Annotated in this window: 20 protein-coding genes and 2 pseudogenes; 8 read left to right on the top strand and 14 right to left on the bottom strand. The window is 69.3% G+C overall.

Translation table 11 applies throughout. The annotated features are described in order from the left end of the window. Window positions 1-646: 646 nt before the first annotated feature. On the top strand, window positions 647-835 hold the full coding sequence (locus tag ACIBJG_RS19245; RefSeq protein WP_399308713.1) for a helix-turn-helix domain-containing protein: 189 nt from the start codon (window positions 647-649) through the stop codon (window positions 833-835). A 55-nt stretch (window positions 836-890) separates the two neighbouring features. Here ACIBJG_RS19245 and ACIBJG_RS19240 read toward each other — a convergent pair whose 3' ends face one another. Beyond that, a complete protein-coding gene (locus tag ACIBJG_RS19240; protein ID WP_399308712.1) occupies window positions 891-2,048 on the bottom strand; it encodes a tyrosine-type recombinase/integrase in 1,158 nt (385 codons plus the stop codon). Between the two features lie 91 nt (window positions 2,049-2,139). Between ACIBJG_RS19240 and ACIBJG_RS19235 the strand changes: the two are divergent. Beyond that, window positions 2,140-2,304: pseudogene (locus ACIBJG_RS19235) on the top strand (pirin family protein); the annotation flags it as partial. Between the two features lie 593 nt (window positions 2,305-2,897). Here the strand turns inward: ACIBJG_RS19235 and ACIBJG_RS19230 are convergent. From ACIBJG_RS19230 to ACIBJG_RS19210, 5 genes are all read right to left on the bottom strand, one after another. After that, window positions 2,898-5,756: an NHLP bacteriocin export ABC transporter permease/ATPase subunit gene (locus ACIBJG_RS19230; RefSeq protein WP_399308711.1), complete on the bottom strand. Its 2,859-nt coding sequence runs from the start codon at window positions 5,754-5,756 to the stop codon at window positions 2,898-2,900. Between the two features lies 1 nt (window position 5,757). After that, entirely contained in the window at window positions 5,758-8,031 is a 2,274-nt protein-coding gene (locus ACIBJG_RS19225; protein WP_399308710.1) for an NHLP family bacteriocin export ABC transporter peptidase/permease/ATPase subunit, read from the bottom strand. Further along, window positions 8,028-8,834: an HlyD family efflux transporter periplasmic adaptor subunit gene (locus ACIBJG_RS19220; RefSeq protein WP_399308709.1), complete on the bottom strand. Its 807-nt coding sequence runs from the start codon at window positions 8,832-8,834 to the stop codon at window positions 8,028-8,030. Before ACIBJG_RS19220 ends, ACIBJG_RS19225 begins: the two co-directional genes overlap by 4 nt. 83 nt (window positions 8,835-8,917) lie before the next feature. After that, window positions 8,918-9,145: a type A2 lantipeptide gene (locus tag ACIBJG_RS19215; RefSeq protein ID WP_393054920.1), complete on the bottom strand. Its 228-nt coding sequence runs from the start codon at window positions 9,143-9,145 to the stop codon at window positions 8,918-8,920. A 468-nt stretch (window positions 9,146-9,613) separates the two neighbouring features. Continuing rightward, a complete protein-coding gene (locus ACIBJG_RS19210) occupies window positions 9,614-11,395 on the bottom strand; it encodes a hypothetical protein (protein ID WP_399308708.1) in 1,782 nt (593 codons plus the stop codon). Window positions 11,396-12,137: 742 nt separating this feature from the next. Here ACIBJG_RS19210 and ACIBJG_RS19205 point away from each other — a divergent pair. Continuing rightward, a pseudogene (locus ACIBJG_RS19205) lies at window positions 12,138-12,467 on the top strand (M23 family metallopeptidase); the annotation flags it as partial. Between the two features lie 62 nt (window positions 12,468-12,529). Here ACIBJG_RS19205 and ACIBJG_RS19200 read toward each other — a convergent pair. Genes ACIBJG_RS19200 through ACIBJG_RS19185 form a run of 4 tightly spaced genes read right to left on the bottom strand, consistent with a single transcriptional unit; the run spans window position 12,530 to window position 15,867 of the window. Next, on the bottom strand, window positions 12,530-13,465 hold the full coding sequence (locus ACIBJG_RS19200) for an ABC transporter substrate-binding protein (RefSeq protein ID WP_399308707.1): 936 nt from the start codon (window positions 13,463-13,465) through the stop codon (window positions 12,530-12,532). Between the two features lie 11 nt (window positions 13,466-13,476). After that, on the bottom strand, window positions 13,477-14,148 hold the full coding sequence (locus ACIBJG_RS19195; protein ID WP_399308706.1) for an ABC transporter permease: 672 nt from the start codon (window positions 14,146-14,148) through the stop codon (window positions 13,477-13,479). A 4-nt stretch (window positions 14,149-14,152) separates the two neighbouring features. Beyond that, window positions 14,153-14,803 carry an ABC transporter permease gene (locus tag ACIBJG_RS19190; protein WP_399308705.1) on the bottom strand — a complete coding sequence of 217 codons (651 nt, stop codon included), beginning with the start codon at window positions 14,801-14,803 and terminating at the stop codon, window positions 14,153-14,155. Beyond that, complete coding sequence (locus tag ACIBJG_RS19185) at window positions 14,800-15,867, bottom strand: ABC transporter ATP-binding protein (RefSeq protein WP_399308704.1); 1,068 nt, start codon at window positions 15,865-15,867, stop codon at window positions 14,800-14,802. The genes ACIBJG_RS19190 and ACIBJG_RS19185 overlap by 4 nt, the downstream gene beginning before the upstream one ends. 127 nt (window positions 15,868-15,994) lie before the next feature. On the opposite strand from ACIBJG_RS19185, the gene ACIBJG_RS19180 reads away from it, so the two are divergent. Beyond that, on the top strand, window positions 15,995-17,554 hold the full coding sequence (locus ACIBJG_RS19180; RefSeq protein ID WP_399308703.1) for an aromatic amino acid ammonia-lyase: 1,560 nt from the start codon (window positions 15,995-15,997) through the stop codon (window positions 17,552-17,554). Between the two features lie 191 nt (window positions 17,555-17,745). Here ACIBJG_RS19180 and ACIBJG_RS19175 read toward each other — a convergent pair whose 3' ends face one another. The 4 genes from ACIBJG_RS19175 to ACIBJG_RS19160 form a co-directional block, all read right to left on the bottom strand. After that, complete coding sequence (locus ACIBJG_RS19175; protein ID WP_399308702.1) at window positions 17,746-18,606, bottom strand: DUF3592 domain-containing protein; 861 nt, start codon at window positions 18,604-18,606, stop codon at window positions 17,746-17,748. 24 nt (window positions 18,607-18,630) lie between these two features. Beyond that, entirely contained in the window at window positions 18,631-19,716 is a 1,086-nt protein-coding gene (locus ACIBJG_RS19170; RefSeq protein WP_399308701.1) for a hypothetical protein, read from the bottom strand. A 269-nt stretch (window positions 19,717-19,985) separates the two neighbouring features. Then, window positions 19,986-21,509, bottom strand: a complete 1,524-nt coding sequence (gene glpK / locus ACIBJG_RS19165) for a glycerol kinase GlpK (RefSeq protein ID WP_399308700.1) — start codon at window positions 21,507-21,509, stop codon at window positions 19,986-19,988. A 219-nt stretch (window positions 21,510-21,728) separates the two neighbouring features. Beyond that, the gene (locus ACIBJG_RS19160) at window positions 21,729-22,634 is read right to left on the bottom strand and encodes an MIP/aquaporin family protein (protein ID WP_399308699.1); all 906 of its coding nucleotides are present in this window, start codon (window positions 22,632-22,634) and stop codon (window positions 21,729-21,731) included. Between the two features lie 117 nt (window positions 22,635-22,751). Here ACIBJG_RS19160 and ACIBJG_RS19155 point away from each other — a divergent pair, with 117 nt between their 5' ends. From ACIBJG_RS19155 to ACIBJG_RS19140, 4 genes are all read left to right on the top strand, one after another. Next, window positions 22,752-23,246: a carbohydrate kinase family protein gene (locus ACIBJG_RS19155; RefSeq protein ID WP_399308698.1), complete on the top strand. Its 495-nt coding sequence runs from the start codon at window positions 22,752-22,754 to the stop codon at window positions 23,244-23,246. 220 nt (window positions 23,247-23,466) lie between these two features. Then, on the top strand, window positions 23,467-24,483 hold the full coding sequence (locus ACIBJG_RS19150) for a zinc-dependent alcohol dehydrogenase family protein (RefSeq protein WP_399308697.1): 1,017 nt from the start codon (window positions 23,467-23,469) through the stop codon (window positions 24,481-24,483). Window positions 24,484-24,901: 418 nt separating this feature from the next. Then, window positions 24,902-25,315: a cupin domain-containing protein gene (locus ACIBJG_RS19145; protein ID WP_399308696.1), complete on the top strand. Its 414-nt coding sequence runs from the start codon at window positions 24,902-24,904 to the stop codon at window positions 25,313-25,315. A 195-nt stretch (window positions 25,316-25,510) separates the two neighbouring features. Continuing rightward, window positions 25,511-25,639 (top strand): hypothetical protein, encoded by a 129-nt coding sequence (locus ACIBJG_RS19140; RefSeq protein ID WP_399308695.1) that lies wholly within the window; start codon window positions 25,511-25,513, stop codon window positions 25,637-25,639. The last annotated feature ends 37 nt before the right edge of the window (window positions 25,640-25,676 follow it).

The following is a 25,676-nucleotide window of genomic DNA, read 5'->3' as shown; positions in this document are numbered from 1 at the left end:
CTCTACCCCTCCTTGAAGCTGCCCGGTCCCCGTCCCGATGCGCGGCAGCACGCCGGACAGACGAGGTCCGAGCCCGCCTCGTCCCCGTCGTGAGCGTGCGGGAGGTTCCGGAATCCGAGGTATCGCGGCACCTGGAAGCGGGCTGAGCCAGGGACCTTTCGGGGACTTTCAGCTCTGGCAGAGGGGCTTTCGCGGGAGCCTGCCGCGGGGAACGTAGTTCGCCGGGCCCGCAGCCGACCTTCCGCAGCTCCGTCTCCGCGTGGCTCATCGAGGCCCTCGCGGTGGTGCTGGCCGCTGCTGGCCGCTGCACCAGATGCTGTCCCCGGCGACGATGCGGATCACGCCGCCGCAGAGGCCGACGCACACGGTGGCGAGGGCCAGTTTGCCCTTCTCGGAGGCCGCCGGTACGTGACGATCACCAACGGTGCCGGCAGGCCGCACGCGGGACTGAACGAAGACCACGGAGCCTCGCGAAGCAGCCGAGAGGGCTCAGCGGCTATCGAGGTCTGTTGCTTTTCGGGGGACCGCAAGCGGGGGCAGATTTCATATCACAATGTTTCGTCCACTCCAAGCCGCACTCTTCTGTGACGGTTCGGCGTGATGGAGGGAACCCTCCTGACTGCCAAGCGGGAAGCGCTGAGAAAGTATGCCTGTGCAGTTTATGGATGTGAGGCAAGTAGCCGAGTATCTGAACGTGTCGGTGCAGTGGGTGTATCGGGAGGCCTCGAAGGTGGGGCTCAAGCCTTACAAGTTCGGGAGCGGTCGCAACGCGAAGATCCAGTTCAAGATTGCAGATGTGCAAGCTTGGGTTCGCCAGCAGTCGTCCCCTGGCTGAAATGGTTCTCTAGGTTCGGGCCCCAGCCGTTGTTCAAGGCTGGGGCCCGACTTGCTCAGGCGGCGAGGCCCATGTTGAGCATCTTGGCGGCCCGGCCGATCGAGCCAGGCATGAGGTGGCGGTAGATCTTAAAAGTGATGTCCAGACTCCTGTGGCCCATCCACTCTGCTACATCAGTGATTGGGATTCCGTGGCCCAAGCAGTTCGAGGCGAAGTAGTGACGGAAGCTGTAAATGACCAGCCCTTCGGGAATTTCAACGTCTCCAGAAGCTTTAATTCGGGCCCACTGATTGGAAAGGCTCCAAGCCGGATATGTTTGGTTAGCGTCGCGTGGGTGATGCATGAGGTACCCGTCGGAGCTTTTTCCATGCTTTTCCGCATACCAGAGGATCGTTTCCTTCGTGCGGGCAGGGAGGGGGGTGTCGCGATATTCGCCTAGCCTCCGGTGCTTGAGGCGGCCGTACTTCTTCGTGGTCTGGTTCACCTGCTCGGTTATTCGATAGACGTCATCGGCGACTATGTTGTTGATATTGACTGCAGCTGCTTCGCCGTTGCGCATGCCGCAGCCACTCATCAGGTCGGTGATCAGCAGGAAATCGTCGTCGCCGGCGGTGCGGATCTCCTGGAGCTTCTCTGGAGAGGGGATTACTGCGCGCTTCGGGTCGTACTGCGGGGGCTTGACGCCCTCCAGAGGGTTCTCGTCGTAGAGGCCCAGCCGGTGGGCATCGAGGATGATCGACTTGAGCTTGTCGAAGGCGTTGGACTGCGTCGCCAGCCCGGCCCCTTGCCGCTCCATGGCCTGAATGAATCCGTCGACCACCTTGTGGTCGAATGTGCTCATGCGACGGCTTCCGAGCGCGGGGAGCAGGTGGTGCGCCAGCAAGGAGTTGAGGTGGCGCAGCGAGCTCTCGGAAAGGTCACGCTGCGCCGACTTCCAGTCAGAGGCGTACTCCTCGAAGCGCATCTGCCCATACTTCTCGATCCGCGCCGCCTTGGTCTGGCTCCGCGGGGTTGCCTTCTTGGCCCTGTAGACCTCGGTCAGTCGCTCGATGGCCTTGTCCTGGGTGGTGAACCCGGCTTCCTCGGTCTGTTTTCCGGCGGCGTTCCGATACCTGATCTTGTACTCATGGGGGCACTTGGACCACCTGGTGCTGCTGTGCTGGCAATCTTTGAAGAGCGTGCCCATGCCGTGGGCCAGGGTCTTGTTCGCCATCGTTCGGTCTCCGGGGTCGCTTGCTGACCTTTTGCTGACCACGGATGGTGCGTCACGCCTCTGAGCTGGGAAGAAACGGCAAAGACGTGGTATGTGGTGGAACTTCGTGGGCAGGACGCAGGACGATATCGCGCAGGCCCGGGAGGACTGGATGAACGGCGATCGGTTCGGCTCCGTGCGTGGCTATGACGGTGCGCCGCTCCCGGCTCCGGGGCTGCCTCCTGTGCCCTTGAAGCCTCGGGGGCGTGTGCGCTGAGCTGCGGGTTCTTACGGGTTGTTGGGTTTCGAGGCGTCCCCGATGATGCCCGCGTCGTGCTGTTGGCGGGGGCGGGCCGAAAGCCGCTGAGAGTGCATCGGGGGAAGGCCTTCCGCTGGACCGGCGATCCCATTTGTGTCCGCGTCCGACCTTGTGCGCCAGGACGGATGCAGACTCCATGCCGGCTTCTGCTGGTGCTCTCCGCGGCCCGCTCTACGACCTGTTCGCGGGCCTCGACGAGACGTGGACGTCGTGGATGCGCGATGTCCGTCTCGCCCGCGCCCGGCTGATCGTGCCGGCCGGATACATGGCAACTTCTACCTGGAGGAATCGGGCCGGGCCGGCAAGACGAAGACGGTTAGCGTGTTCTGGGGCGGCTCTTTCTGTAGAGCCACCCCTTTCATGTCGTAATCGACCAGCATGTGCGTAGCGGTGCCTTTCACGTTCTGCATGGCCTGCTGGTCCGATAAGTCGCTCGCGTGCGGCCTGCGTTCACTCGCCTCGCCACCCCAACAGGCCCCCGGCCGCGGACCAGCTCGCCTCCACCACGGCCACTGGCACCAACCCGCTGAGCGGCGCACGCCTGAGCGGCCTCAGTTCATCTGACGCCGTACCAGTTCGTGGAGCTGCCCGTTCGTGTCCGCGAGGAGTTCGGCGGGCGGCCCTTCCTGGACGACCCGGCCCCCCGCCATGACGATCACGCGGTCGGCGTCCATGACCGTGGACAGCCGGTGCGCGATGACGACCCGGGTGGCGCGCAGGGACCTGGTGCTCTCGATCACGGTGCGCTGGGTCTCGTTGTCCAGGGCGCTGGTGGCCTCGTCGAAGAACAGGATGCGGGGACGCCGTACGAGCGCCTGGGCGATCATCAGCCGCTGGCGCTGCCCGCCGGAGATCGCGCCGCCGCCGGAGATCATCGTGTGCAGCCCCATCGGCATGCGCTTGATGTCCTCGGCCAGCCCGGCCATCGCGGCGGCCTCCCAAGCCTCCTCCTGGGTGAAGGCCTCGGTGCCGCAGATGCAGTCCAGGATCGATCCGGACAGCGGCTGGGCGTTCTGCAGGACGACCCCGCACTGACGGCGCACGGCAGCCTGGTCGAGCGCCGTCAGATCCTGACCGTCGTACAGGACACTGCCCGAGACCGGCTTGTCGAAGCCGATGAGGAGCCTCAGCAGGGTCGACTTGCCGCATCCGCTCGGGCCCACGACCGCGACGAACTCGCCCGGGCGCACGGCCAGCGACACGTCGTCGAGGACGACGGGACCGTCGTCGGAGTAGCGGAAGGACACACCCCTGGCCTCGATCCCGCCGGACAGCGCGCCTGGCTGGGTGCTGGCGCCGCGTACCTCGGGAGCCTCGTCGAGCACCGGCTTGATCTGCTCGAACATCGGCAGCACGGCGGCGGCGGACACGAACGCCCCGGTGAGCTGGGTGACGGCCGTCAGCAACATCGTCACGGACGTGTTGAAGGTCAGGAACTCGGCGGCCGTCAGGGACCCGCGCGCCGGGCCCGCCAGCAGGACGAAGATGACCAGCGAACACAGCGGCAGATAGACCGCGTTCAGGACCGTCGTCAGATTCTTGATCCGGCCCGCCCGCTTCTGCAGCTCGCGGCTACGGGCGAACTCCGCCGCCCACGCCCCGTACGCGAAGCTCTCCGCCGCCGCGACCCGCAGCTTGGGCAGTCCCCGCAGTGTCTGGAACGCCTGGTTGTTGAGCTTGTTGCCCAGCACGACCAGACGGCGCTGCCAACGGAGCTCCCACATGCCCATGGTGAGGAACACCCCGGCGATGACCACCAGCATCGCGACGGCGGTGAGAGCCAGCGGAACACTGAACCAGAGCAGCAGGCCGAGATTCATCGCCCCGAGCGTTCCCGCCTGCACCACGACGGGGCCGGTGCCGGACAGCACCCTGCGGATGGAGCCCACCCCCATTGCCGCGCTCGCCAGTTCTCCCGTGGAGCGCTCGGTGAAGAATTTCGTCGGCAGCCGCAGGAGCCGGTCCCAGACCGCGGGCTGGAGTGTGCTCTCGATCCGCCCCTCCATCCGCAGGATCGTGAGGTTCTGCAGCAGCATGAAGGCCGCCGAGACCACGCCGGAGATGATGACGGCGAGTGACACCTGCACGATGAGGGCGTTCTGGGCGTGGGGAACATACACGCCGAGCACCTTGCCGGTCGCGATCGGCACCAGCGCTCCCAGCGCCACTGTCACCAGTCCCGCCAGCACCAGTCTGCGCAGGTCGGACCGGGTTCCGAACAAGCCGAACCGCAGCAGTTGCCGCTTGCTCAACGGCTGCTCCGGCAGCGGCCGGTAGAACATCACCGCACGCTCGTCGAACTCCTCCGCGGAGGTGCTGCCGACACGGCTGCGCCGCCCCGTCAGCGGGTTCACCGCCTCGTAGCGGCCGTGGCGCCAGAGCAGGGCGACCGGCGCTCCGGAGGCGGCCCGGCGGCCCACCAGGGGCCCGGAGTTCTCCCGCCACCAGCGCCCGTCGAGCCGCACCGCCCGGGTGCGGACGCGCGAGGCGACCGCGACCCGCTCCACCGGGTCGATCCGGTCGCTCACCGCCCCGCCCGTCGCGGGCTCACCGAGGACGATCCCGGAGTCCCGGGCCACCAGGCGGCAGGCCGCGTACACCGCGTCGTCCGAGGCCCTCGTCGCAGGTGAGGAGCGCTTCCGGGACCGGCCGATCGAGGTGAGCAGCGCCTGGTCGGCCTCCTCGCGGGCGGCCTCGCCCGCCTTCATGCCCGCCGCGGTCCGGTCCTCGTGCGCGCGCTCCAGCTGCTCGATCCAGCGGTCCAGCGCCGACAGCAGGCGGAACTGCTGATTGACCATCCCCTGCCACAGCCCCGCGTCGACGAGCAGGTCGCCCGCAGCCTCGGCGCTGAACGCGGCGCCGTACTGCACACTCCCGGGCGACATCGGCAGCCACAGGATGTCGTCGTCGCCCGCCGCCTCGTCGACGGTGGTCCGCCCGTCCAGCGGGGCCTCGAACAGCACACGCCGGCCGCGGCCCACACCGAGCGAGAAGGCGTGCTCCAGCAGGCTCAGCGTGGCGTCGCCGGTGTCGTAACTGCTGCTGTACTGCCCCTCGTACGTCCCCTGGCCGGCGTACTCCGGCCGGTACAGCTCACGCAGCGGGACCCGGCGCAGCACGCACTCCTGGAGCGGGCGGCCCACCAGAGTGTGCTGTGGGCCCTCGACCGGACCCAGCACGAGGGTTCCCGGTTCGAGACGGCCCAGGAAGTGCCAGTGCCCCTGCTCCACCGCGTCCACCGCGAACAGGTCGAGGGCGCCGTCCACGACGAGCCACAGCACCTGCGGGCCCTCCAGCGACAGACTCCCCAGCCCGGCGCAGTCGACCCGCTCACCGAGAGCTCCCAGTGCGTCGATGACCGGGTCGGGCCCGGTTGCCTCCCTGCCCGCGAGCGGATGTACGGATGCCACGTCAGTGCTCCCTGACCAGCTCGGCGTAGGGGCCCCCACCGGCCACCAGGTTCTCGTGCCGGCCGCGCTCCACGACGGTCCCGTGGTCCAGGACCACGATCTCGTCGCTGTCGCGCACGGTGCTCAGCCGGTGGGCGATCACGACACAGGCACAGCCGCGCCGCCGCAGGTTGTCGATGATGATCCGCTCCGTCTCCGCGTCCAGCGCGCTGGTGACCTCGTCCAGGACCAGGATGCTGGGGCGGCGCACGAGCGCCCGGGCGATCTCCAGACGCTGACGCTGCCCGCCGGAGAAGTTCCGGCCGTCCTGCTCCACCCGGCTGTGGATGCCGCGGGGGCGGCGGGCGACGACGTCGTACAGGGCGGCGTCCCGCAGAGCTTCGGCCACGGCCTCGTCCGGGACGGAGGGATCCCACAGCGCAACGTTGTCCCGGACCGTCCCCTTGAAGAGGAAGACGTCCTGGTCGACGAAGGACACGGAGGCGGCCAGCGCGCCCCGGGGTATGTCCTCCAGACGCCGCCCGTCGATGCGGATCGTGCCCTCCCACGGGCGGTAGAGACCCGAGATGAGCCGCGAGACCGTCGACTTGCCGCTGCCCGAACCGCCGACGAGCGCCACCTGCTGCCCGGGCCCCACGGACAGCGAGAAACCGGTGAGCAGCGGCTTGTCGAGCGGGCTGTAGCCGAAGGTGATGTCCTCCAGCGTCACATGGCCCTTGAGACGGCGGGTGCTCGCGGCCGGCTCGCGCCGCGAGTACAGCGGGTCGACCGGGAAGTTCTCCACGTCCTTGAGCCGGGCCACGTCGGCCGCGAAGTCCTGGACCCGCCCCGCCACCCCGTTGAGCCGGGTGACCGGCGCGGTGAAGCGGGTCACCAGTGCCTGGAAGGCGACGAGCAGACCGATCGAGATGTGCCCCTCGACGGCCCGCAGTCCGCCGATCCACAGGATCAGCGCGCTGTTGAGCGTCGCGAGAGCGGGGGCGACGATGCCCAGCCAGGCGCTCGGCACCCCGAGGCGCTGCTGCTCCTCCAGCGTCGTGGCGTGCTGCCCGGCCCACCGGCGGAAGTACCCGTCCTCGCCTCCCGTGGCCTTCATCGTCTCGATCAGCTGGAGCCCGGTGTACGAGGTGTTCGTGAGCCGGGCGCTGTCGGCCCGCAGCTTCTGCGTGCCTACGGCCCGCAGCCGTACGACGATGCGCATGGCGACCACGTTGAGCAACGCGATCCCCACGCCGATCACGGTCAGTTGGGGGTCGTAGGTCCAGAGCAGGAACGCGTAGAGGAGGACGACGATGCCGTCCACACCCGCCGCGGTGAGATCTCGGGCGAGCGTCTCGGCCACGGCGTCGTTCGACTGGAGGCGCTGGACCAGATCGGCGGGGCTGCGCTGCGAGAAGAAGGTGACAGGCAACCGGAGCAGATGACGGAAGAAGCGCGCGCTGCCGAGCGTGGACGCGATGATGCGCCCACGCAGCAGATTCGCCTGTTGCAGCCATGTCAGTACGACGGTGAGGGCGACCATGGTGCCCATCGCGGCGAACAGCACGCCGAGCAGCGAGGTCTGTTCACCAATCATGAACATGTCGATATAGGTACGGCTCAGGGCCGGCAGCGTCGCCCCGACCGCCACCAGCAGCAGGCTGGCGAGCAGGGCGACCAGCATCGTGCCCGTCGTGCCGCGCAGCCGGGCGGGAAGCGCGGCCATGACACCGGGCCTCCGCCCGCCGCGCTCGAAGTCCTCGCCGGGTTCGAGGATGAGGACGACGCCGGTGAAGCTGGTGTCGAAATCCTCGGCGGGCACGAACCGGCGTCCCTTGTCGGGGTCGTTGATGTGCACGCCCCGCCGTCCCAGCCGGCGTCCCACACCGTCGTAGACGACGTAGTGGTTGAACTCCCAGAACAGGATCGCGGGTGCCCGGACCTCCGCGAGGGCCGCGGGCTCCATCTGCATGCCCTTGGCCCGGAGACCGTAACTTCGGGCGGCCTTGAGTACGTTGCTGGCGCGCGAGCCGTCGCGCGAGACGCCGCAGGCGATCCGCAGTTCCTCCAGCGGCACATGCCGGCCGTAGTGGCCGAGCACCATCGCCAGCGAGGCGGCACCGCACTCCAGGGCCTCCATCTGGAGCACGGTGGGAGTGTGCACGGTCTTGGTCCGCCCGGGCTTCGGTGCCGGACGCGACCGCCGCCTGCCGCCCGGGGCCCCCTCCGGGCGGTGCCTGCCGCGGCCGGGTGGCGGCAGCTGCTGGGCGGTGGGGGACGGGTGCGGTGCGGTCACGGGAGCAGCCAATCGATCGGGTGCCGGTCGGCGAGACGGACGGAGCCGGTTGCCAGGGTCATGGAGCCGATCGCGTACGGGGGGCCATCGGCCGAGGACCACCGGTAGCCGGACTTCGTGGAGTCCGAGTGCTCGATCTTCACCAGGACCGCCAACGGCCTGCCGTGCCGGGAGAACTGCTCGCCGAGCTGGGCGTCGCCGAGGAAGCGGGTGATCTGCTGCTGTGTCTGCGCGGCCCTGCCGACCGCAGCCACCTTGCCGCGCAGCACCCCGTACTGCTGGGCGGGGACGGACTGGACGGTGAGGTCGACGGATGCGCCCACCGGGACCGACGCGGCACTGTTGCCCGACACGTAGAGCAGGACGACCAGCGGGTCGTCGGCGCCGTCGATCCGTTCGAGGCTCGCCACGTCCGCGCCGGTGGTGATCACGGCGCCGATCGTGGCCGTCACCGAGGTGAGCCGGCCCGCGTCGATCGTGCGGACGACGCGTTCACCCTGCTCCGTACGGACCTTGAGCAGGGGGGAGTTCCGGGGCAGCGTCTCGCCCTCGGCGGCGAGAACCTCGGTGATCTGGCCGGCGACCGGGCTCTGCAGGATGTAGCTGCCGCGGGAATGCGTGAGGATGCCGGGGGCGTCGAGGGTGCCGGCGACGGAGCCCGTCACGGCCCAGAAGCAGACGGCGGCCATCACGGCGACGGTGACGCAGAGGACGAGCAGGCCCTGCGGGCGGGCGAAGCGCACCGGTAGATCGAGTTGTTCGGGCGACTGCAGCTTGGAAAGGGCCTGTTGGCGGAACTGCACGGAACTCTTCCCTCACCTGTCAGCGGTCGGCGCCGAGCCCCGGAACCGACGGGTTCCGGGGCTCGGCGGGGTGCTGCCGTGTCTCAGAGACCGGCGGTCAGGCCGGTGGCCAGGCCGGTGACCGCGCCCGTGTTCACGCCGGTGGCGCCCTCGACGAGACCGGTGACCGAGCCGACGAGGCCGGCGACCGGGACGATGCCCTCGACGGTGCCCGTGACGTTGCCGACGAGACCGCCGACGAGGCCGCCCGAGACGTTGTCGAGGTCGCTGTCGGAGATCTCGGCGGTCTCGACCTGGGGGGTGTAGTTCATGATGAGCGCCCTTCGTATGGGAATTGCCTATTACGGGAGCTCGTCGTGCGGCCCCCGTATGGCCCAGGATCAAAGCACGCTCGTGCCTCGTACAGCCAATCGAACTTCGACGGATCCGTGGTTATCGCTCCGCTGGAATCGAATCACGTGCAGAGGCGTCCATTGCATGGGAGCAAATTCTTCATGAGCTTCACCGGATGAATTCGATGTCCTCGCAACTTTGCGCCTCAAGTGGGGTAGTACCGTCCTCATCGTCCCCTGAACCCGCCCCGACCTGGTGTCCTTTGACTGGAACGGTGACCCGCCTGCGCACGCCGTGTGCAGGTTTCTCCGGTCCGACTGTCCCCGCAATTCTGGGCGGCCGACGAGGTGTGCTGCCGGGGGGCGCGCAAGCCTTCCGTATTGCACCGGTGTGAAAATGAGCTGGTCTCGCTGGTCCATTGCGTCATCTGCGAATGGATGGCGCGTTTATGGAGAGTTTTCCGGGCCCATGTGTTTCACCCCGTCACTTTGCCTCCAGATATGTGGAGAAGGTGCGCGCGGACCGCCGGAGCTCGTGTATCGCGCCGGGCCCGGGGCAACTGGGCCCGGCTTGGCGGCCTCGCGGTCAGCAGGTCGGGACGCCCGGGAGCCAGCTGTCGGCGACGTCGATGAAGTGTTGGAGACGTAGCCGCCGTAGTCCGGCAGGTAGGACCAGGCGTCGTTGCTGTGGCCGTCGGCCTGGACGCGTTGGCCGTGCACCTGGCACTGCACGCGCACCGTCGCGGGATCCGGGAGCTGTGCGACCCGGGTGGACGTGCTGGTCGGCCGCTGACGGGCCTTGACGTCGGTGCCCCGGGTCGGGAGGGACTTGGTCGCTGCGCCGGTGCCGGTCCACAGGTATGTGACGGTGACGTACCCGTTGTTGTTCAGGCCGACGTTGTAGAACGTGCCGTCGGCGAGGTCCATGCCGGCCGGGTTGAGCGCCCGGCGACCGAATTCGTCCAGCCCGCCGTTGTAGCCGTCCTGGTAGGCGGCCTGCGACTCCGGCTTGCCCTGCGGCAGGTCCTTGAAGGTCTCGCGGACGGAGGACGGATTCCAGTGGTCGTCGTGGGTGTTCCACGGGCCGACGTCCCACACCGGGGCGGTTTCGCAGCGCGCTGGACCGCACACGCGGACCGAGTACTGGGCGCTGCCCTTCGGGGAGAGGCCCCGGCGGGACGGAAGTGCCACGAAGTGATCATTGGCCACGATCACGTGCCCGTTCGCGGTGGTTCCGCCGACCAGGCCCTCGCGGGTGGCGTAGACGGTGGCCGTGTAGTCCGCAGCGGCCGCGTCCGGCTGCGGTGCCACGTCGTCGAGTTCGGCACTCAGGCGCAGGTCGTGCACGACCGGTGCGGGGCCGTTCGGCGCAGATATCAGGGTGATCCGGGTCTGCACCCTGGTGACGGCCCGGGGGAGCAGCGCCGGCGCGTCGGCGCTCGCTTCACGCCATTCGGTCCAGGCGCCCAGCCCGTCCTGCCCGCGCACGTCGACGGCGACCTCGGATCCGGCCGGAACGGTGGCGTCGAGTTCCGGGGTGATCATGTCGACCGCACGGTCGAGTACGCGATCGGGCACCAGCACCGTGCCCTGTCCCCGGGCGGAGCGGGCGGATGCGGGCCGCAGGGTGCGGTCGCGGAGGCGCAGCGTGCCGTCGACGCGGCTGACGTTGATCTCGTCGCCGGTGGGCGAGGACAGGTCCACCCGCCAGTCGACGCTGCCGAGCGGGGCGTCGCCATGGGGAGCGGCGCCGTGGGCGGCGGCCGGCCCCGAGGCCAGGGACAGAGCGGCGAGGGCCAGCAGGGACACGGCGACGGCCGGACCACGGCGGACGTGGACGGCGGCGGCATGGGGTCTGTCGTTGCGGCACACGGTGCGTCTCCTTCTCGGTGGGGGTGGGTGGGGCGTTACGAGCAGTGGGGTACGCCCGGGAGGGTGTTGCCCGAAGTACTGGTCGAAGCCGTCGGCGGCGCAGCGGGTGGACCGGAGCAGGGCCTCCAGGGCGAGGCTCCGTACCGGCGTCGGCGCCTCGTTTCGGAGACAGCGGCGGACCCGGACGGCGTCAGCGGCGGTGGTTGTCGTGTAGCCCCGGTAGCCGGGGTAGGCGGTCGGCGCCGGTGTGGTGCCCGTAACTGACAGGCGGGGAGCCATGCGGGTGATCACGGCAGTGCCGCCGCCCGTGGACCAGTAGTGGTTCGCCGCCGCGGCGTCGTCGCTGCTGCGCAGCATCGCGTCGAGGCGGTCCCGGTCGGCCTGTGCCAGGTCGTAGGCCGGGCCCCGGGCCCCGGTTCCATAAGCAGTCCAGCGCCGGCGGCAGCTTGACCACCGAGGCGGAGGGGGAAGACGCGGTCCGCCTGTTGCCGCTCGGTGAAGCGGCCGGTGAGCCTGTCGTACACGGCGACTCCCGCCGTGATGTCTGCCGGGACGCCCACGACGGTGCTGGTCTCCGTTCTGTCCGCCACCTGCCCGGTACCGGCGTCCGGCCCCATGGGCCCGACGGGTGACGTGCGTTGCCGGCGGCGGTCGAGAAGGGCGGGGATGTGGGGGTGCGGCCACCGAGGGTCCGGTGAACGCGGCGATCAGCAGTCCGACGGCCGCGAGGGCGGAGACGGGCCGCGGCAGACGGCGAGCGGCGGGCGGGACGGAGCGGGGGCATGGGGGCGGGGCTCCTTCGGGGCGCGGGCCCACCTGGGCGGCGGCCCGGTGACGCGGTGGCACGTGGCGCCAGAGTGCTGGGGGCCGGACCGTCGCGCAACTCATTCGTTCCTGGTCGAGGAAGCCCGTCGCACGCTTGTCAGCTGCCCGGACACCTCTACGTTCCGGACGCCTCACTGCGCCTCGGCCCGGCGTTCCGACCGGTCCGCCTTTCTCATCCAGGAGCAATCGTGATGCTTGTCGGGCGTCTCCCGGCCCTGGTCGCCGGAGCCGTTCTGGCGCTCACCGCACTGTCGGTCGCCCCGGCGAAGCCGGTGTGTCGGCCGCGCCCGTCTTCAAGGCGCCCCGCGCCTGCGGCCAGCGGTGGACGTACAGCCACCACTCGGCCGAGGTGCGCCGGGCGCTGGACTTCGTACGTTCCGACGGCGGCGTGACGGCCGGCACCCCGGTGCGCGCCTCCGCGGCCGGTACGGCCACCCGCTACTCGCAGCCGAGCGGTGCCGACAACCACATGGCCATCGACCACGGCGGCGGCTGGACGACGCTCTACTTCCACCTCTCGGCGTACTCGGTGGCGAGCGGCGCGTCGGTTGCCCAGGGACCGCAGATCGGCGTCACCGGCAGTACGGGCAACTCCTCCGAGGCGTGAATCCACTATGCGCAGTTGCACAACGGCGCGGGCCAGAACCTCGTCATCAACGGCGGCGGCTAATTCCTCTTGATCCCGTGCTGTGCCGCCCAGTCGTTCGCGACGTCATCGGGGTCCTTCTTGTCCTTGTCCACCAGGCGGTTGAGCTCGGTGAGGTCCTCGGTCGTCAGCATGCCGCCGAGGCGGGCGAGCGCCTTGCGGACCGTCGAGTCGGCCTTGCGGTCGGCGATGAGGGGGACGATGTGCTGGCCGGGGATCAGATTCCTGGGGTCGGTGAGGACGATCCATTGCTCGGCGACGATGTCGGTGTCGGTGGTGAAGAGGTTCGCGACGTCGACGTCGCCCTTTTTCAAGGCGCCCTTGACGAGTGGTCCCGAGGAGTCGAGCGACTTGAACTCCTTGAACTCCACTCCGTACACGTCCTTGAGGCCCACCGAGCCCACTGTGCGCTTCTTGACCTCGGGCGCCGCGCCGATGACGAGCTTGCCGTTGTGCTTGGCGAGGTCGGCGAGGGAGGTGAGGCCGTACTTGCCGGCGGTCTCCCGGGTGACGACGAAGGCGTCGGAGTCCTCGGCCTTGCCGTAGGGGAGGATCTGCAGGCCGGCCGGCAGGACCATGGCGAGGGCGTTCTGCATCTCGCCCTCCTCGGTGGCCGTGGCCTCGGCGTCGAGGTAGTGCAGCAAAGCGCCCTGGTATTCGGGCAGGAGGTCGATGTCGCCGCCTTTGAGGGCGGGGATGAGGATCTCGCGCGTGCCGAGGTTGGGGCGGACCGTGGTCTTCACCCCAGCCGCCTCGAGCGCGGCTGCATAGAGGTGTCCCAGGACCTGGTTCTCGGTGAAGTTGGCGGTGCCGATGGTGACGCCGCCCTTGCTCGAGCCTCCGCCTCCGCCACCGGATCCCTGTCCGTCGAGCGAGGTGATGCCACCGCTGCAGGAGGCGAGAGCGGGGACGGAGGCGGCGGCGAAGAGCCCGCCGAGGAGATTCCTGCGGTTCATTGTGCTTGCTCCTAGGCCGACTTGGCGGGGCGGTGGCGGAAAAGGGTGCGCTGGAGTGCGGAGAGCGCGAGATCGAGTACGACGGCGACTACCGCCACGAGCACGGCGCCGCCGAGCACCTGAACGAGGTCGCGCTGGGCGAGCCCGTCGAAGACGTACCGGCCGAGCCCGCCGAAGGAGACGTACGCGGCGATGGTGGCCGTAGCAACGACCTGGATGAGCGCAAGCCTGAGCCCGGTCATGATCAGGGGGAGCGCGAGGGGCAGTTCGACCTGGAAGAGGACCTGGTGCCAGCGCATCCCCTGGCCGCGCGCCGCGTCCCGCACATCGGGGTCGACGGCGGTCATCCCGGCGTACGTGTTGGTGACGATGGAGGGAACGGCAAGCGCCACGAGGGCGATGTAGACGGGCCACATCGACAGACCGCTGGCGAGGAAGACCAGTACGACGAGTCCGACCGTGGGCAGTGCGCGTCCGAAACTGGAGAGGTTGATGGCGAGGAAGGCGCCGCGCCCGGTGTGCCCGATGAGCAGTCCGACCGGCAGCGCGATGGCGGTGGCGACGAGGGTGGCGAGCAGCGAGTACTGGAGGTGCTCGGCGAGGCGGTGGCCGATGCCGTCGGGGCCGGCCCACTGTTCGCCGCTGACCAGCCAGGCGCCGAGGCCCTTGAAGAGTTCGTACATCAGGTCAGGCCCTCTGCTTCTGCCGGCGGGTCCAGGGAGTCAGGACGTACTGGAGCGTGACGAGCAGTGCATCCGCGACGAGCGCGAGGAGCAGGGTCAGGACGACGCCGACGATGACGGGGGTGGGGAAGTTGCGCTGGAACCCGTCGGTGAAGAGCTGTCCGAGTCCGCCGTCGCCGATGTAGGTGGCCACGGAGACGAGGGAGATGGCCATCACCGTGGCGATGCGCACGCCCGCCATGATCACGGGGAGGGCGAGGGGCAGTTCGACGGTGAGCAGGGTGCGCAGCGGCCGGGTGCCCATGGCCTTCGCGGCCTCCTTGGTCTTGGCGGGGACAGAGTCCAGACCTTCGACGGTGTTCCGCAGGAGCACGACGAGTGTGTAGATCGTCAGGCCGATGACGGTGGTGGTGCGAGTGAGCCCGCTGACCGGCAGGAGGAGCACGAAGACGGCAATGGAGGGGATGGTGAACAGGACGTTCGAGAGACCGAGGAGGAGCCCGCGCAGTGTGCGTACACGGTGTGCGACCACGGCCAGGGGGAGCGAGACGATCAGGCCGAGGAGTACGGCGGTGAGGGCGGCCTGGAGGTGGGAGAGCGTCAGGGTGGCGAGATCACCGGTGTGGTCGGATATCCAAGACCAGTCGACGGTCATGCGGCCACCGTGCTTGCCTCGCTGTGCACGTGCCCCGCGTGTTCGTGGATGTCCTCGCGGGACGTCACGCCCGTGAGGACGCCGTCCGCGTCGACCCGGGCGACCAGGCCGCTCGGCGCGGCGATCGACTCGTTGAGGGCCGAGAGGAGCGAGTCCGTGTCCCGCAGGGGGCGGACCGGGGTCTTCGTGTCCGTCTCGCTGTCGTGCCAGGCCAGCGGCTTGCGGGCGGCGTCGAGGGCCAGCTGCCAGCGGGCGCCTTCGGAGGCGGGCGCCTGAGGGACCTCCGCGAGCGTCGTCAGGGACAGCAGCTTCAGGCTGCGCTCCGCACCCAGGAAGTCCGCGACGAACGCGTCCGAGGGACGGGCCAGGAGTTCGGCGGGTGCGGCACACTGGACGAGGTGGCCGCCGGTACGGAAGACGGCTATACGGTCGCCGAGCCGTACGGCCTCGTCGATGTCATGCGTGACGAAGACAATGGTCTTGTTCAACTCCCTCTGGAGGCGGAGCAGTTCGTCCTGGAGCTGGGTGCGGACCACGGGGTCGACGGCGCCGAACGGCTCGTCCATCAGGAGTACCGGCGGGTCCGCGGCGAGCGCGCGGGCCACGCCGACGCGCTGCTGCTGGCCGCCGGAGAGCTGGTGCGGGTAGCGCTTGCCGGCGTCGGCGGAGAGGCCGACCGTCTCCAGGAGTTCCGCCGCCCGCGCCCGCGCCTTCTTGCGGCCCCAGCCGAGCAGGAGCGGCACGGTCGCGATGTTGTCCAGGACTGTGCGGTGCGGGAAGAGCCCGGACTGCTGGATGACGTAGCCGATGGAGCGGCGCAGTTCGGCGGCGTCCTGCTCCAGGACGTCCTTGCCGTTGACCCTGATCGTCCCGGAGGTCGGATCGACCATCCGGTTGATCATGCGGAGTGTCGTCGTTTTGCCGCAACCGGAGGATCCGACGAGGACGGTCACGCCCCCCTCCGGCATCTCGAGGGTGAGGTCGTGCACCGCGGTTGTGCCGTTCGGGAAGCGCTTGTGGACCTTGTCGAATTGGATCATGAGGAGTCCCTTGCCCGGCTGCATATCATCATGCAGAGTTCTCGGTGACTGAATAGATTGTCAATGGGTCGTCGCCACTCAGACGTGAATCCGTGGCGGAAAATGGCCGCAGGGGCAGATCGAGCGCCCGATCAAGGAGGAATCACCACTGATGTCGTCTCATGTCGTGGACGGGGTTGTCGGTGACAGCAGCGCGATCGTCGTCCTGGACGGCCGCGGACTGATGGTCGCAGATGTCGTACGCCTGGCCGAATCCGCCGCAATGCCCGTTCCGACGACCGACGGGATGAAGCGCGTGGAGGCCTCGTGGAACGCGGCGCGGCACATCGCCTCGTGGGGTCGCGTCTATGGTCGCTCCACCGGCGTGGGTGCGAACCGGAATGAGTCCGTGCCGACGGAGGCGGCCGCCGACCACGGCCTGCGGCTGCTGCGCAGCCATGCCGGAGCGATCGGCGAGGAGCTGCCCGCGCGGCAGGTCCGCGCCATGCTCGCGGTCCGCGCCAACCAGCTGCTCGCGGGTGGCGCCGGCCTGCGCCCGACCGTCGTCACGGCGCTCTGCGAGGCCCTGGAGACGGGCGTCCATCCGAAGGTCAACGAATTCGGGTCGGTCGGCACCGGCGACATCGCCGCGCTCGCGCAGATGGGCCTTGCGCTTGCGGGCGAACACCCCTGGCAGGGAGTGGGGGCGGCACCCGACCCGCAGCCTCTCGACAACAACGATGCGCTCGCCCTGATCAGCAGCAACGCCCTCACTCTCGGCCAGTCCGCGCTCGCCGTGCACGAGCTGCGTGGCCTGATCGCGGCCACGCAGGTGGTGGCGGCGCTGTCCCTGATGGCGATCGACGGTTCGTACGAGGCTTACGCACTGCCCGTGCACGAGGCGCGGCGGCACGCCGGTTCGTACGCGGTCGCCGAACGGATGCGGGAGCTGCTCGGCGCCCCCGACCGCCCCACGCCCCCGCTCGGCCGGATCCAGGACCCGTACGGCCTCCGCTGCGTCCCGCAGATCCACGGGCCCGCGCACGACGCGGCGGACGCGCTGGAGGGCGTCCTCGCGGTCGAGATCAATGCGGCAGCCGAGAACCCGCTGATCTCGGCGGCCGACATGGCCGCCTACCATCACGGTGGCTTCTATCTGGCTCAACTCGCCCTGTCCCTTGATCACTTCAGGCTGGCGGTGACGCAGGTGGCGCGCCTGTCGACCTCGCGCCTCTCGACGCTGAACGAACCGGGATTCACCCGCCTGCGGCCGTTCCTCGCGGACGGTGAACCGGCGTCGTCGGGCGTGATGATCCTCGAATACGCGGCCGGCGCGGCGCTCGGCGACCTGCGGGCTTTCTCGGCGCCCGCGTCACTCGGCCACGCGGTGCTGTCGCGGGGCGTCGAGGAGCAGGCCAGCTTCGCCTCGCTGGCGGCGCGCCAGACGCTGCGGGCGTGCGAGGCGTACCGGCTCGTCGTTGGCTGTGAACTCGTCGCGGCAATAAGGGCGTTGCGGCTGCGCGACATGCGGCTCGACCCGGAGCTGCCTGTCGGCCGCGCCTTCGAGCTGGCGGACTCGGTGCTCGACGCGGGGCTGGCCGACCGGCCGTTGACGGATGATGTGACGGTTGCGGCCGGGCTGCTCGACCGGTTCGCCGAGCTGTGGCTGGACCTCGGGTCCGGGAGCGGAGCGGCGTTCGACGGTGCGGGTGGGGTACGGAGAACGCTCTGAGCAACGAGGGTTTTCCGCGCGGGCGCCTAAGCCGCCCGCCCGCCGCCCGCCCGCCGTGCCCGGTGCGGGAACGGTGCTCGTGATCATGTGGTTGTCGAGACCGATGAGAGCCGAGCGAGACCGTGCCCGCCCGGACACCATCGCCCATCCCGGCCGCGGCTCTTCCGGGAGAGCGGAGCCTTTCCCGGCCTTCAGAGCATCACCACTCCCGCCACAGCCGTTGCCACGAGCACGACGATCGCCAGGACGTTGAACGTCACGTCCCGGTCCTCGGAGCGGTGTTCGGCCGCGCGGTCCAGCGTGAACTCGGCCGGGTCGGCGGACGTGTAGTGGACCGTGACGTCACGGCCGTACGCACCGGCGGGGGCCGAGAGGTTCGACGTGCAGTGGGCCGTGACGGCCGTGCCCTCGCGGGTGGTGAACGACACGACCGGGGTGATGGTGGTCGAGGTGTCGCCGTCGTCGTCGACACTCACATCCTTCAGGACCGCGACGACCTGCCCCTGCGCGGTGTCCATCGCGGCCAGTCGCTCGATGCGGCGGTTCCTGGCGCGTACTGTCCCAGGGAGATGAACGGCGCCGGAGACCGCCCACGGACCGCTGATGCCGATCAGCGCCCACGGCCACCCCCAGTCGACCGCGGCGAGGACCACCAGCCCCACATAGACCAGGAAGACCGCGAAACTCGGCCGGCCCAGCCCACGGCCGGGCGCCTCCGGAGTGTTGGAGAACCGGTAGGCGTGCGGTCTGCCCCGCAGGTGGCTGACCCCGATCTCCCGGCCCTCCCACGCAGCGGTGATCATCTCGCCCCGCTCGCCGTCGTTGGTCACGGTGACCTCCTGGCCCGAGGCCGGGTCGCGGTAGGAGACGACCACCCATATCCCGCCCTTCCGGGATCCGCCGTGCCGGGGCTCCCGCACCTCCCTGATTCGCCCCGTGACCCGGACCGTCCGCTGCGCCTTGGTCACTCCGGCCAGCGACATGCCGTATCCGACCAGCGCAGCCACACCCCACACCGCACACCACAGCACCAGGAACTCGTCCCACCCCATGCGCCCCTCCTCCTGCCGATCCGGTCAACTGCCGCTGCGCCGCAACACTTTGCCCTGGCCGTCCGTCTCCAGCACTCCCGTGTCCCCGCCGCCGGTGGCCACGACTCTGAGCGTGAGCGAGCCGCTGACGCCGTCGGCGGTGAGCTGCCAGCTCTGCGGGGGCTCGACGCCGAGGGTGGTCGTGGCCTCCTCGACCAGGCCCGGGACGCGTTCGTAGGGCAGGGACCTCGGATCGAACCCGGCGGTCTTCACGCCGGTGGGTGAGAAGACGACCGTCAGCATGTGGTCCTGCACGACGACGGTGAGCGCCTGACGCTTGTCCGCGCCGCGCGTCAACGACTCGACAGCCTTGCGCAGTTCGCCCTGGTCGAGCATCGACTGGCCGGCACCGAGGGTGACGGTGCCCGTCGCCGACGTCACGGTGGTTGTGGACGACCAGGAGGAGACGGACGGCCTGGAGGTGCCGCTCCCGCCCTCATGAGAGTCGAACAGGTCGGCACGGAACAGCAGGAGCACGGCAGCCGCGCCGAGCAGCAGCCCGAAGAGATTGAGGAGACCGCCTGCGCAGCCCTCCGGGGGAGGATCGCTCTTCATGGCCGGACCGGGCACCGAGTCCACCCGGGCGGCGGCCACCCGCTCCTCCCACTCCGGCGTCGGCCGCTTCACGATCCGCGTCTTCCACGGCCGGTCCGGCGGATACTCCACCACGACGACTCCGCGCGGCCGGTAATCGGGCAACTCGACGAGGTTGACGTCCTGTGTTATTTCGACACGGAACGCGGGTGCGTCGTCCGGCGTGACCGAGAGCTCGAACCGCACCGGCACATCGCTGGTCTCACCCCCGAGAGCCTCCAGACTCTCGATCACCGCCGGCGCCATGCGCGGCACGACGGCTGCCTCCCGCGCACGGCGCGGCAGCATGGCGAGGAAGAAGACGAGCCCGTAGACCGCGGGCAGGATCAGCCCTGTGACGATCAGCGCCGCCCTCCCGACGACACAACCACCGATGAAGGCGGTCAACGACGCCCCGGTCACCCCGCCCGTCAGAAACCCCAGAGCGAGGCCGACCGGCTTGCTGTGCCTGGGCGGCGCGCCCGCGGTGATCGTCATATGGCCGATTGTGCACGGCGTGGGTAGCGGCCGACAGACCTGTGGATGGGCCCGGTGTCCTGTGCGGCATCCGCCGGTGCCTACGCACCAACGGCGTCCGCCGGGGTGGGCCGGACGGACGCCGTTCGTGGGTGGCTCACGCGACCCCTCCACGGCGGCCGCCGGATACGCACCCATACGGCGCCCGTCGCCGTCGGCGGAGCAACTGGATGGGCACGAGGCCGTTCAGCGCGGTGGGGCCTCGCTCGTGAAGTGGTCCTGCACCGTACTCAGTCGGCTTTCACCTTTACCCAGTCCAGGGTGCGGTCCACGGCTCGCTTCCAGCCCTCGTATCCTTCCTGGCGCCGCTCCTCGCTCCACTGCGGTTCCCACCGCTTGGACTCCTGCCAGTGGGAGCGCAGTTCGTCGGTGTCGCGCCAGAAGCCGGTGGCGAGTCCGGCCGCGTAGGCCGCGCCGAGCGCTGTGGTCTCGGCGACGACCGGACGGCTGACCGGTACGCCCAGCACGTCCGCCTGGATCTGCATGCACAGGTCGTTGGCGGTCACGCCGCCGTCCACTTTGAGTACGTCCAGGTGCACGCCCGAGTCCTGCTCCATCGCGTCCACCACGTCGCGGCTCTGGTAGCAGATGGCCTCCAGAGTGGCGCGCGCGATGTGCGCGTTGGTGTTGTAGCGGGCCAGCCCCACCATCGCTCCGCGGGCGTCCGAGCGCCAGTACGGCGCGAACAGCCCGGAGAACGCGGGCACGAAGTACATTCCGCCGTTGTCGTCCACCGAGCGGGCCAGTTGCTCGCTCTCCGGGGCGCTGCCGATGATCTTCAGCTGATCGCGCAGCCACTGTACGGCCGCGCCAGTGACGGCAATGGAGCCCTCCAGCGCGTAGACCGCCGGGCTGTCGCCGAACTGGTAGGCCACGGTGGTCAGCAGCCCGTGTTGTGAACGCACCAGTTCCGTACCGGTGTTGAGGACGAGGAAGTTGCCGGTGCCGTACGTGTTCTTGGCCTCGCCGGGTGCGAAGCAGACTTGGCCGACCGTAGCTGCCTGTTGGTCGCCGAGGACGCCCGCGATCGGGATGGCGGCGTTCAGCGGCCGGGAGGTGCGGGCGGTGCCGTACGCCTCCGCGTGGGAGGAGGGGTGAATGCTGGGCAGCATCGCGCGCGGGATGCGGAAGATGTCCAGCAGTTCGTCGTCCCAGTCCAGTGTCTCCAGGTTCATCAGCATGGTTCGGCTGGCGTTGGTGACGTCGGTGGCGTGTACGCCACCGCGCGGGCCGCCGGTGAGGTTCCACAGCACCCATGCGTCTGTGTTGCCGAACAGCGCGTTGCCCGCCTCGGCGGCCTCGCGGAGCCCGTCCACGTTCTCCAACAGCCATTTGATCTTGCCGCCGGAGAAGTACGTGGCAGGTGGCAGTCCCGCTTTGCGCCGGATGGTGTCCCCGTGGCCGTCTCGTTCCAGGGTTGCGGCGATGGTGTCCGTGCGGGTGTCCTGCCAGACGATGGCGTTGTAGTACGGGCGCCCGGTGCGCGGGTCCCAGACGACGGTGGTCTCCCGCTGGTTGGTGATGCCGATCGCCTTGAGGTCCGAAGCGTTCAGGCCGCCTGCCCGGATGGCGTTCTGGATCACCGTGTTGGTGCGTTCCCAGATTTCCACGGGGTCGTGCTCGACCCACCCCGACCGGGGCAGGATCTGGTTGTGTTCGAGCTGGTGCCGGGACACTTCGTTGCCGGCGTGATCGAAAATCATGAAGCGCGTGCTGGTGGTTCCCTGATCCACGGCGCCGACGAACTCGGGCATTGCTGCCGTCCCTTCTGCTGATCGTATGCGTTCGAGAACGGGCCGGCTTCCCGGGGACAGCGGCGGACCGGAGACCGCCGCCGTGCTACGTGCCGGGTCGCGGGATGCCCGCGTCGCCCTCACCACGGTCCCCGCGGGTGCCGGGCTCCGCCTGCGGAAGGCAGCCATTCGGGGCCGGAGGGGCGGCCGGGGACGCCGGCATCCCCTCCGGCCCGGGCCTCAGCGTCGGGACGTCGGCTCGTCCGCTACGTGGCCCTCCTGCTCCGGGCCGCTGCGCGCCTTGACCAAGGGGGCGATGGCCAGGTCGTAGACCGTGGTGCCGACGACTCCGCCGATGAGCGGGCCGACAATGGGGATCCACCAGTAGCCGCTGAACCACTGGAAGGTCCCGGGCAGTGCGATCTTTCCCCAGCCCTCGAAGAACGTGAACAAGCGTGGCCCGAAGTCACGGGCGGGGTTGATCGCGTACCCGGCACTCGTGCCGAAGGTCAGTCCGATCGCCACGACGATAAGACCGATGATGAAGGGCGCGAGATTTGACAGGGGGGCGGTGTTCCGGGTGTCGGTGACCGCGCAGATCAACAGGAGCAGAACACCCGTGCCGATGATCTGGTCGAGCAGCGGACCCCACCACGAGTCCCCGAAGTATTCGGCGGGGAAGGTGGCGAAAATGGAATAGGTGGAAAGCGACTTGTCCCGGGAGAGCCCCGCATGCTGATTGAATGAGTCGATGGCCCACCGGTAGGACGCGTACACGAGCGCGGCGGCTACGAAGGCCCCCACCAACTGAGCGAACCAGTAGGGGATGACCTTCCGCCAGGCCAGCGTGCGCCGGACGGCGAAGGCGAGCGTCACCGCTGGATTGAGGTGTGCACCGGTGACACCTCCGGCAACGTACACGCCGAAGGTGACTCCGAAGCCCCAGCCCCAAGCGATGATGAGCCAGTCGGCGGCCCCGAAGGCGACTGACTGGCGGCCCGATCCGGGCAGGCCGACGACAGCGACAGCCACCGATCCGATGCCCAGCAGGATGAGAACGAAGGTCCCGAGGAATTCGGCTAGCATTTCCCCGCCGATACCCTCGCGATACCCTCGTCGACGTGTCGCACGAACAACCTCAGCCATCATCTCTCCTTCGTTCGGTCGAAATACTTCGCCAGCTCGTGGCCTCTCGCTCGGAACCTAGGCAGCGTGCAGTGCGTGCAGGCCTTGCCGACGACGAGTCCCGGGAATTGCCCTCCGATGGAGTACCGGGGCCTGCCGCGTGAGCAACCGGGTCGCTGCCGCTGTGCCGGAAGCACGCAGGCAGCTGAAGCCAAAAGACCACCGCCCTGGAGACCTTTCTCGTCGCACCTCGCCGGCTCTTCCTGCGCGTCGCCACCGACGAGGGAATCACCGGCTGGGGCCGAACCGGAGGCCGCTGCGGCGCTGCTCGCCCGGGACCGCAGGGAAGTGGTCATCACCCGCGGCGGCGACGGAGCGACTGTCACCACCGCCGGCGGGACGGTCAGCGCCCCGGCCCGGCGTGTGCCCGTCAAGGACGTGATCGGTGCCGGTGACGCCTTCGTCGCGGGGTACCTCTCCGCCCTTCTCGACGGGCTTCGCGTCGAGGAGCGACTGCACCGCGTCATCACCACCGGTGCCTTCGCCGTCACCACACGGGGTGACTGGGAAGGGCCGCCGACCCGAGCCGACCTCGTACGGCTCGACAGCCCTACCGGTACGACGTTGCGCTGATTCACACAAGAATTCAGGGACGTACTGCTGGTACACCCATCGACGGTGACTGGCTGTCCGTGGTGAAGGGCGGTTACCTGGAGGATGTGGTGCTTTTCCCCGGCTGTCCATCGGCGGGGGGAGGAGGCCGCCCGGTCCTGGTGCGCGATGTTCGTGTCCCGGGGTCGGTCGCACGGGACCGCAGCAATGGTCCGACCTCCAGTACGTAAGGAAACCCCTCATGCGCGGCGCAGTGATTCACGCCCCCGGCGATGTCCGTTTCGAGACGCTGGACGACCCGAAGATCCTTCACCCGACCGACGCGATCATCCGGACGGCCGTCTCCTGTGTGTGTGGATCGGACCTCTGGCCCTACCGGGGGCTGGAGCCGGTCGGCGATCCGCATCCGATGGGGCACGAGTACGTCGGTTTTGTCGAGGAGGTCGGCAGCGGGGTCACCTCCGTCAAGCCGGGGCAGTTCGTCGTCGGCTCGTTCGCGACGTCGGACAACACCTGTGCGAACTGCCGTAACGGATTCCAGTCGAACTGCCTGCACCGTGAGTTCATGAGCACCTGCCAGGCCGACTACGTACGCATCCCCAACGCCCAGGGCACCCTGGTCGCCACCGACGGCATTCCCGCCGAGGACCTCTGGCCCGGCCTGCTCGCCGTCTCCGACGTGATGGGCACCGGCTGGTGGGCGGCCGACGCCGCCGAGGTCAGGCCCGGCTCGACCGTCGTCGTGGTCGGCGACGGGGCAGTCGGTCTCTCGGCCGTGATCGCGGCCGGGGAGATGGGCGCGGAACGCATCATCGCGATGAGCCGCCACGCCTCGCGTCAGGACCTGGCCCGCGAGTTCGGCGCCACTGACATCGTCACGGAGCGCGGCGACGAGGGCATCGCACGGATCAAGGACCTCACCGACGGCATCGGCGCCGACAGCGTGCTGGAGTGCGTGGGCACCGCCCAGGCGATGCGGCAGGCCCTGCACTCCGCGCGCCCCGGCGGCAACGTCGGCTTCGTCGGCGTTCCCCACGAGGTCGCGATCGACGGACAGGAACTGTTCTTCTCCCACGTCGGCCTGCGCGGCGGCCCCGCCCCCGTACGCCGCTACCTCCCCGACCTGATCGACCGCGTCCTGGCCGGCCGGATCAACCCGGGCAAGGTCTTCGACCTCACCCTGCCCCTCGACCAGGTCGCCGAGGGCTACAAGGCCATGGACGAACGCCGTGCCATCAAGGCCCTCCTCAAGCCCTGACCGCCACACGTTCCCCGTTCCGTCACGGCGCCGGAACGCCCGGTCCATCGAGGATGACCCAGCATGACCACGTACGTCCTAGTCGGTGCCGGTGCCGGCGCGGACTGGCCACCGCCCGCCGCTTCGGCACAGCCGGCCACAGCGTCGCCCTGATCGCCCGCAGCTCCGAACACCTCGAACCCGTGACGGACGAGCTCCGCCGGGACGGCGTCCAGGCCCGCGCGTTCCCCGCGTGCCCTGCACACCGAGCGCGACCGATTTCGCCACTACGCCGAGCCGATGCCCGAGTGACGGCACCGGTGTGGACATGACCGCGGCACCCCATCCGGGCGTACGGCTCCGGCTGCCCTGCCGGCGATCGCAGCGCCCGACACCGGTACACCGCCCCGCCGCATCAGCACAGCAAGGAGCCCCTTCCGTGGAACACGTCACGCAGACCCCGACCGCCAAAGCACCCGCCGAGCGCTTCACGGGCGACGTCTACCTCAACATGATCGAGACCCCCGTCGAACCGGCCCGGCTGGCGACCGCCCTGGTCCGCTTCACTCCCGGCGCCCGCACCAACTGGCACGCGCACGCCAACGGCCAGACCCTCTACATCACCGACGGCGTAGGCCTCGTCGGTACCCGCGAAGGCGACGTCGTACGGGTCAGCACCGGGCAGACCGTCAAGTGCCCGCCCGGAGAGGAGCACTGGCACGGAGGTACCGACACCACGTTCATGGCCCACATCGCCATGGTCGTTGGCGACGCCGACGGCGATGGCACCACGTGGCTGGAACCGGTGACCGACGAGCAGTATGCCGCGGCGCTCGCCACTGTCATTGACTGAGAGCGGGTACGACGGCCGACCGATGCGGGAGGGGCTGCGCCCCGGTACGGCGTGAACTGGCCTACCAAAGTACCCGCATGACGCCTGAGATGTGGGACGAGCCGGACCGGTGGCGTGCGGAGACAGTGAGGCGGAACATCCTCTCCGGCGCCGTCGCGCAGGGGATAGGCGCAGTATCCGCAGGGTGAGCTGCACATGGCCGCCGACGTCTCCCTCCCGCTCCACAGTTCGAAGGCGAAGGCCGCGGACCACGGCTGGAAGGGCGAAGACCTTCCCTGGGCTTCCTGCGCGAGCACCCACTCGGATCTGCCGAACGTGGACTGACGGCGCTTCGAGCGAACATCCGAGTCGATGCGCTGGA

Origin of the sequence: Streptomyces sp. NPDC050422 (genome assembly GCF_044458665.1) — a bacterium.
Taxonomy (GTDB): Bacteria; Actinomycetota; Actinomycetes; order Streptomycetales; family Streptomycetaceae; genus Streptomyces.
Note: the sequence above shows the minus strand (reverse complement) of the source record. Positions and strands in the feature narration are given on the sequence as shown.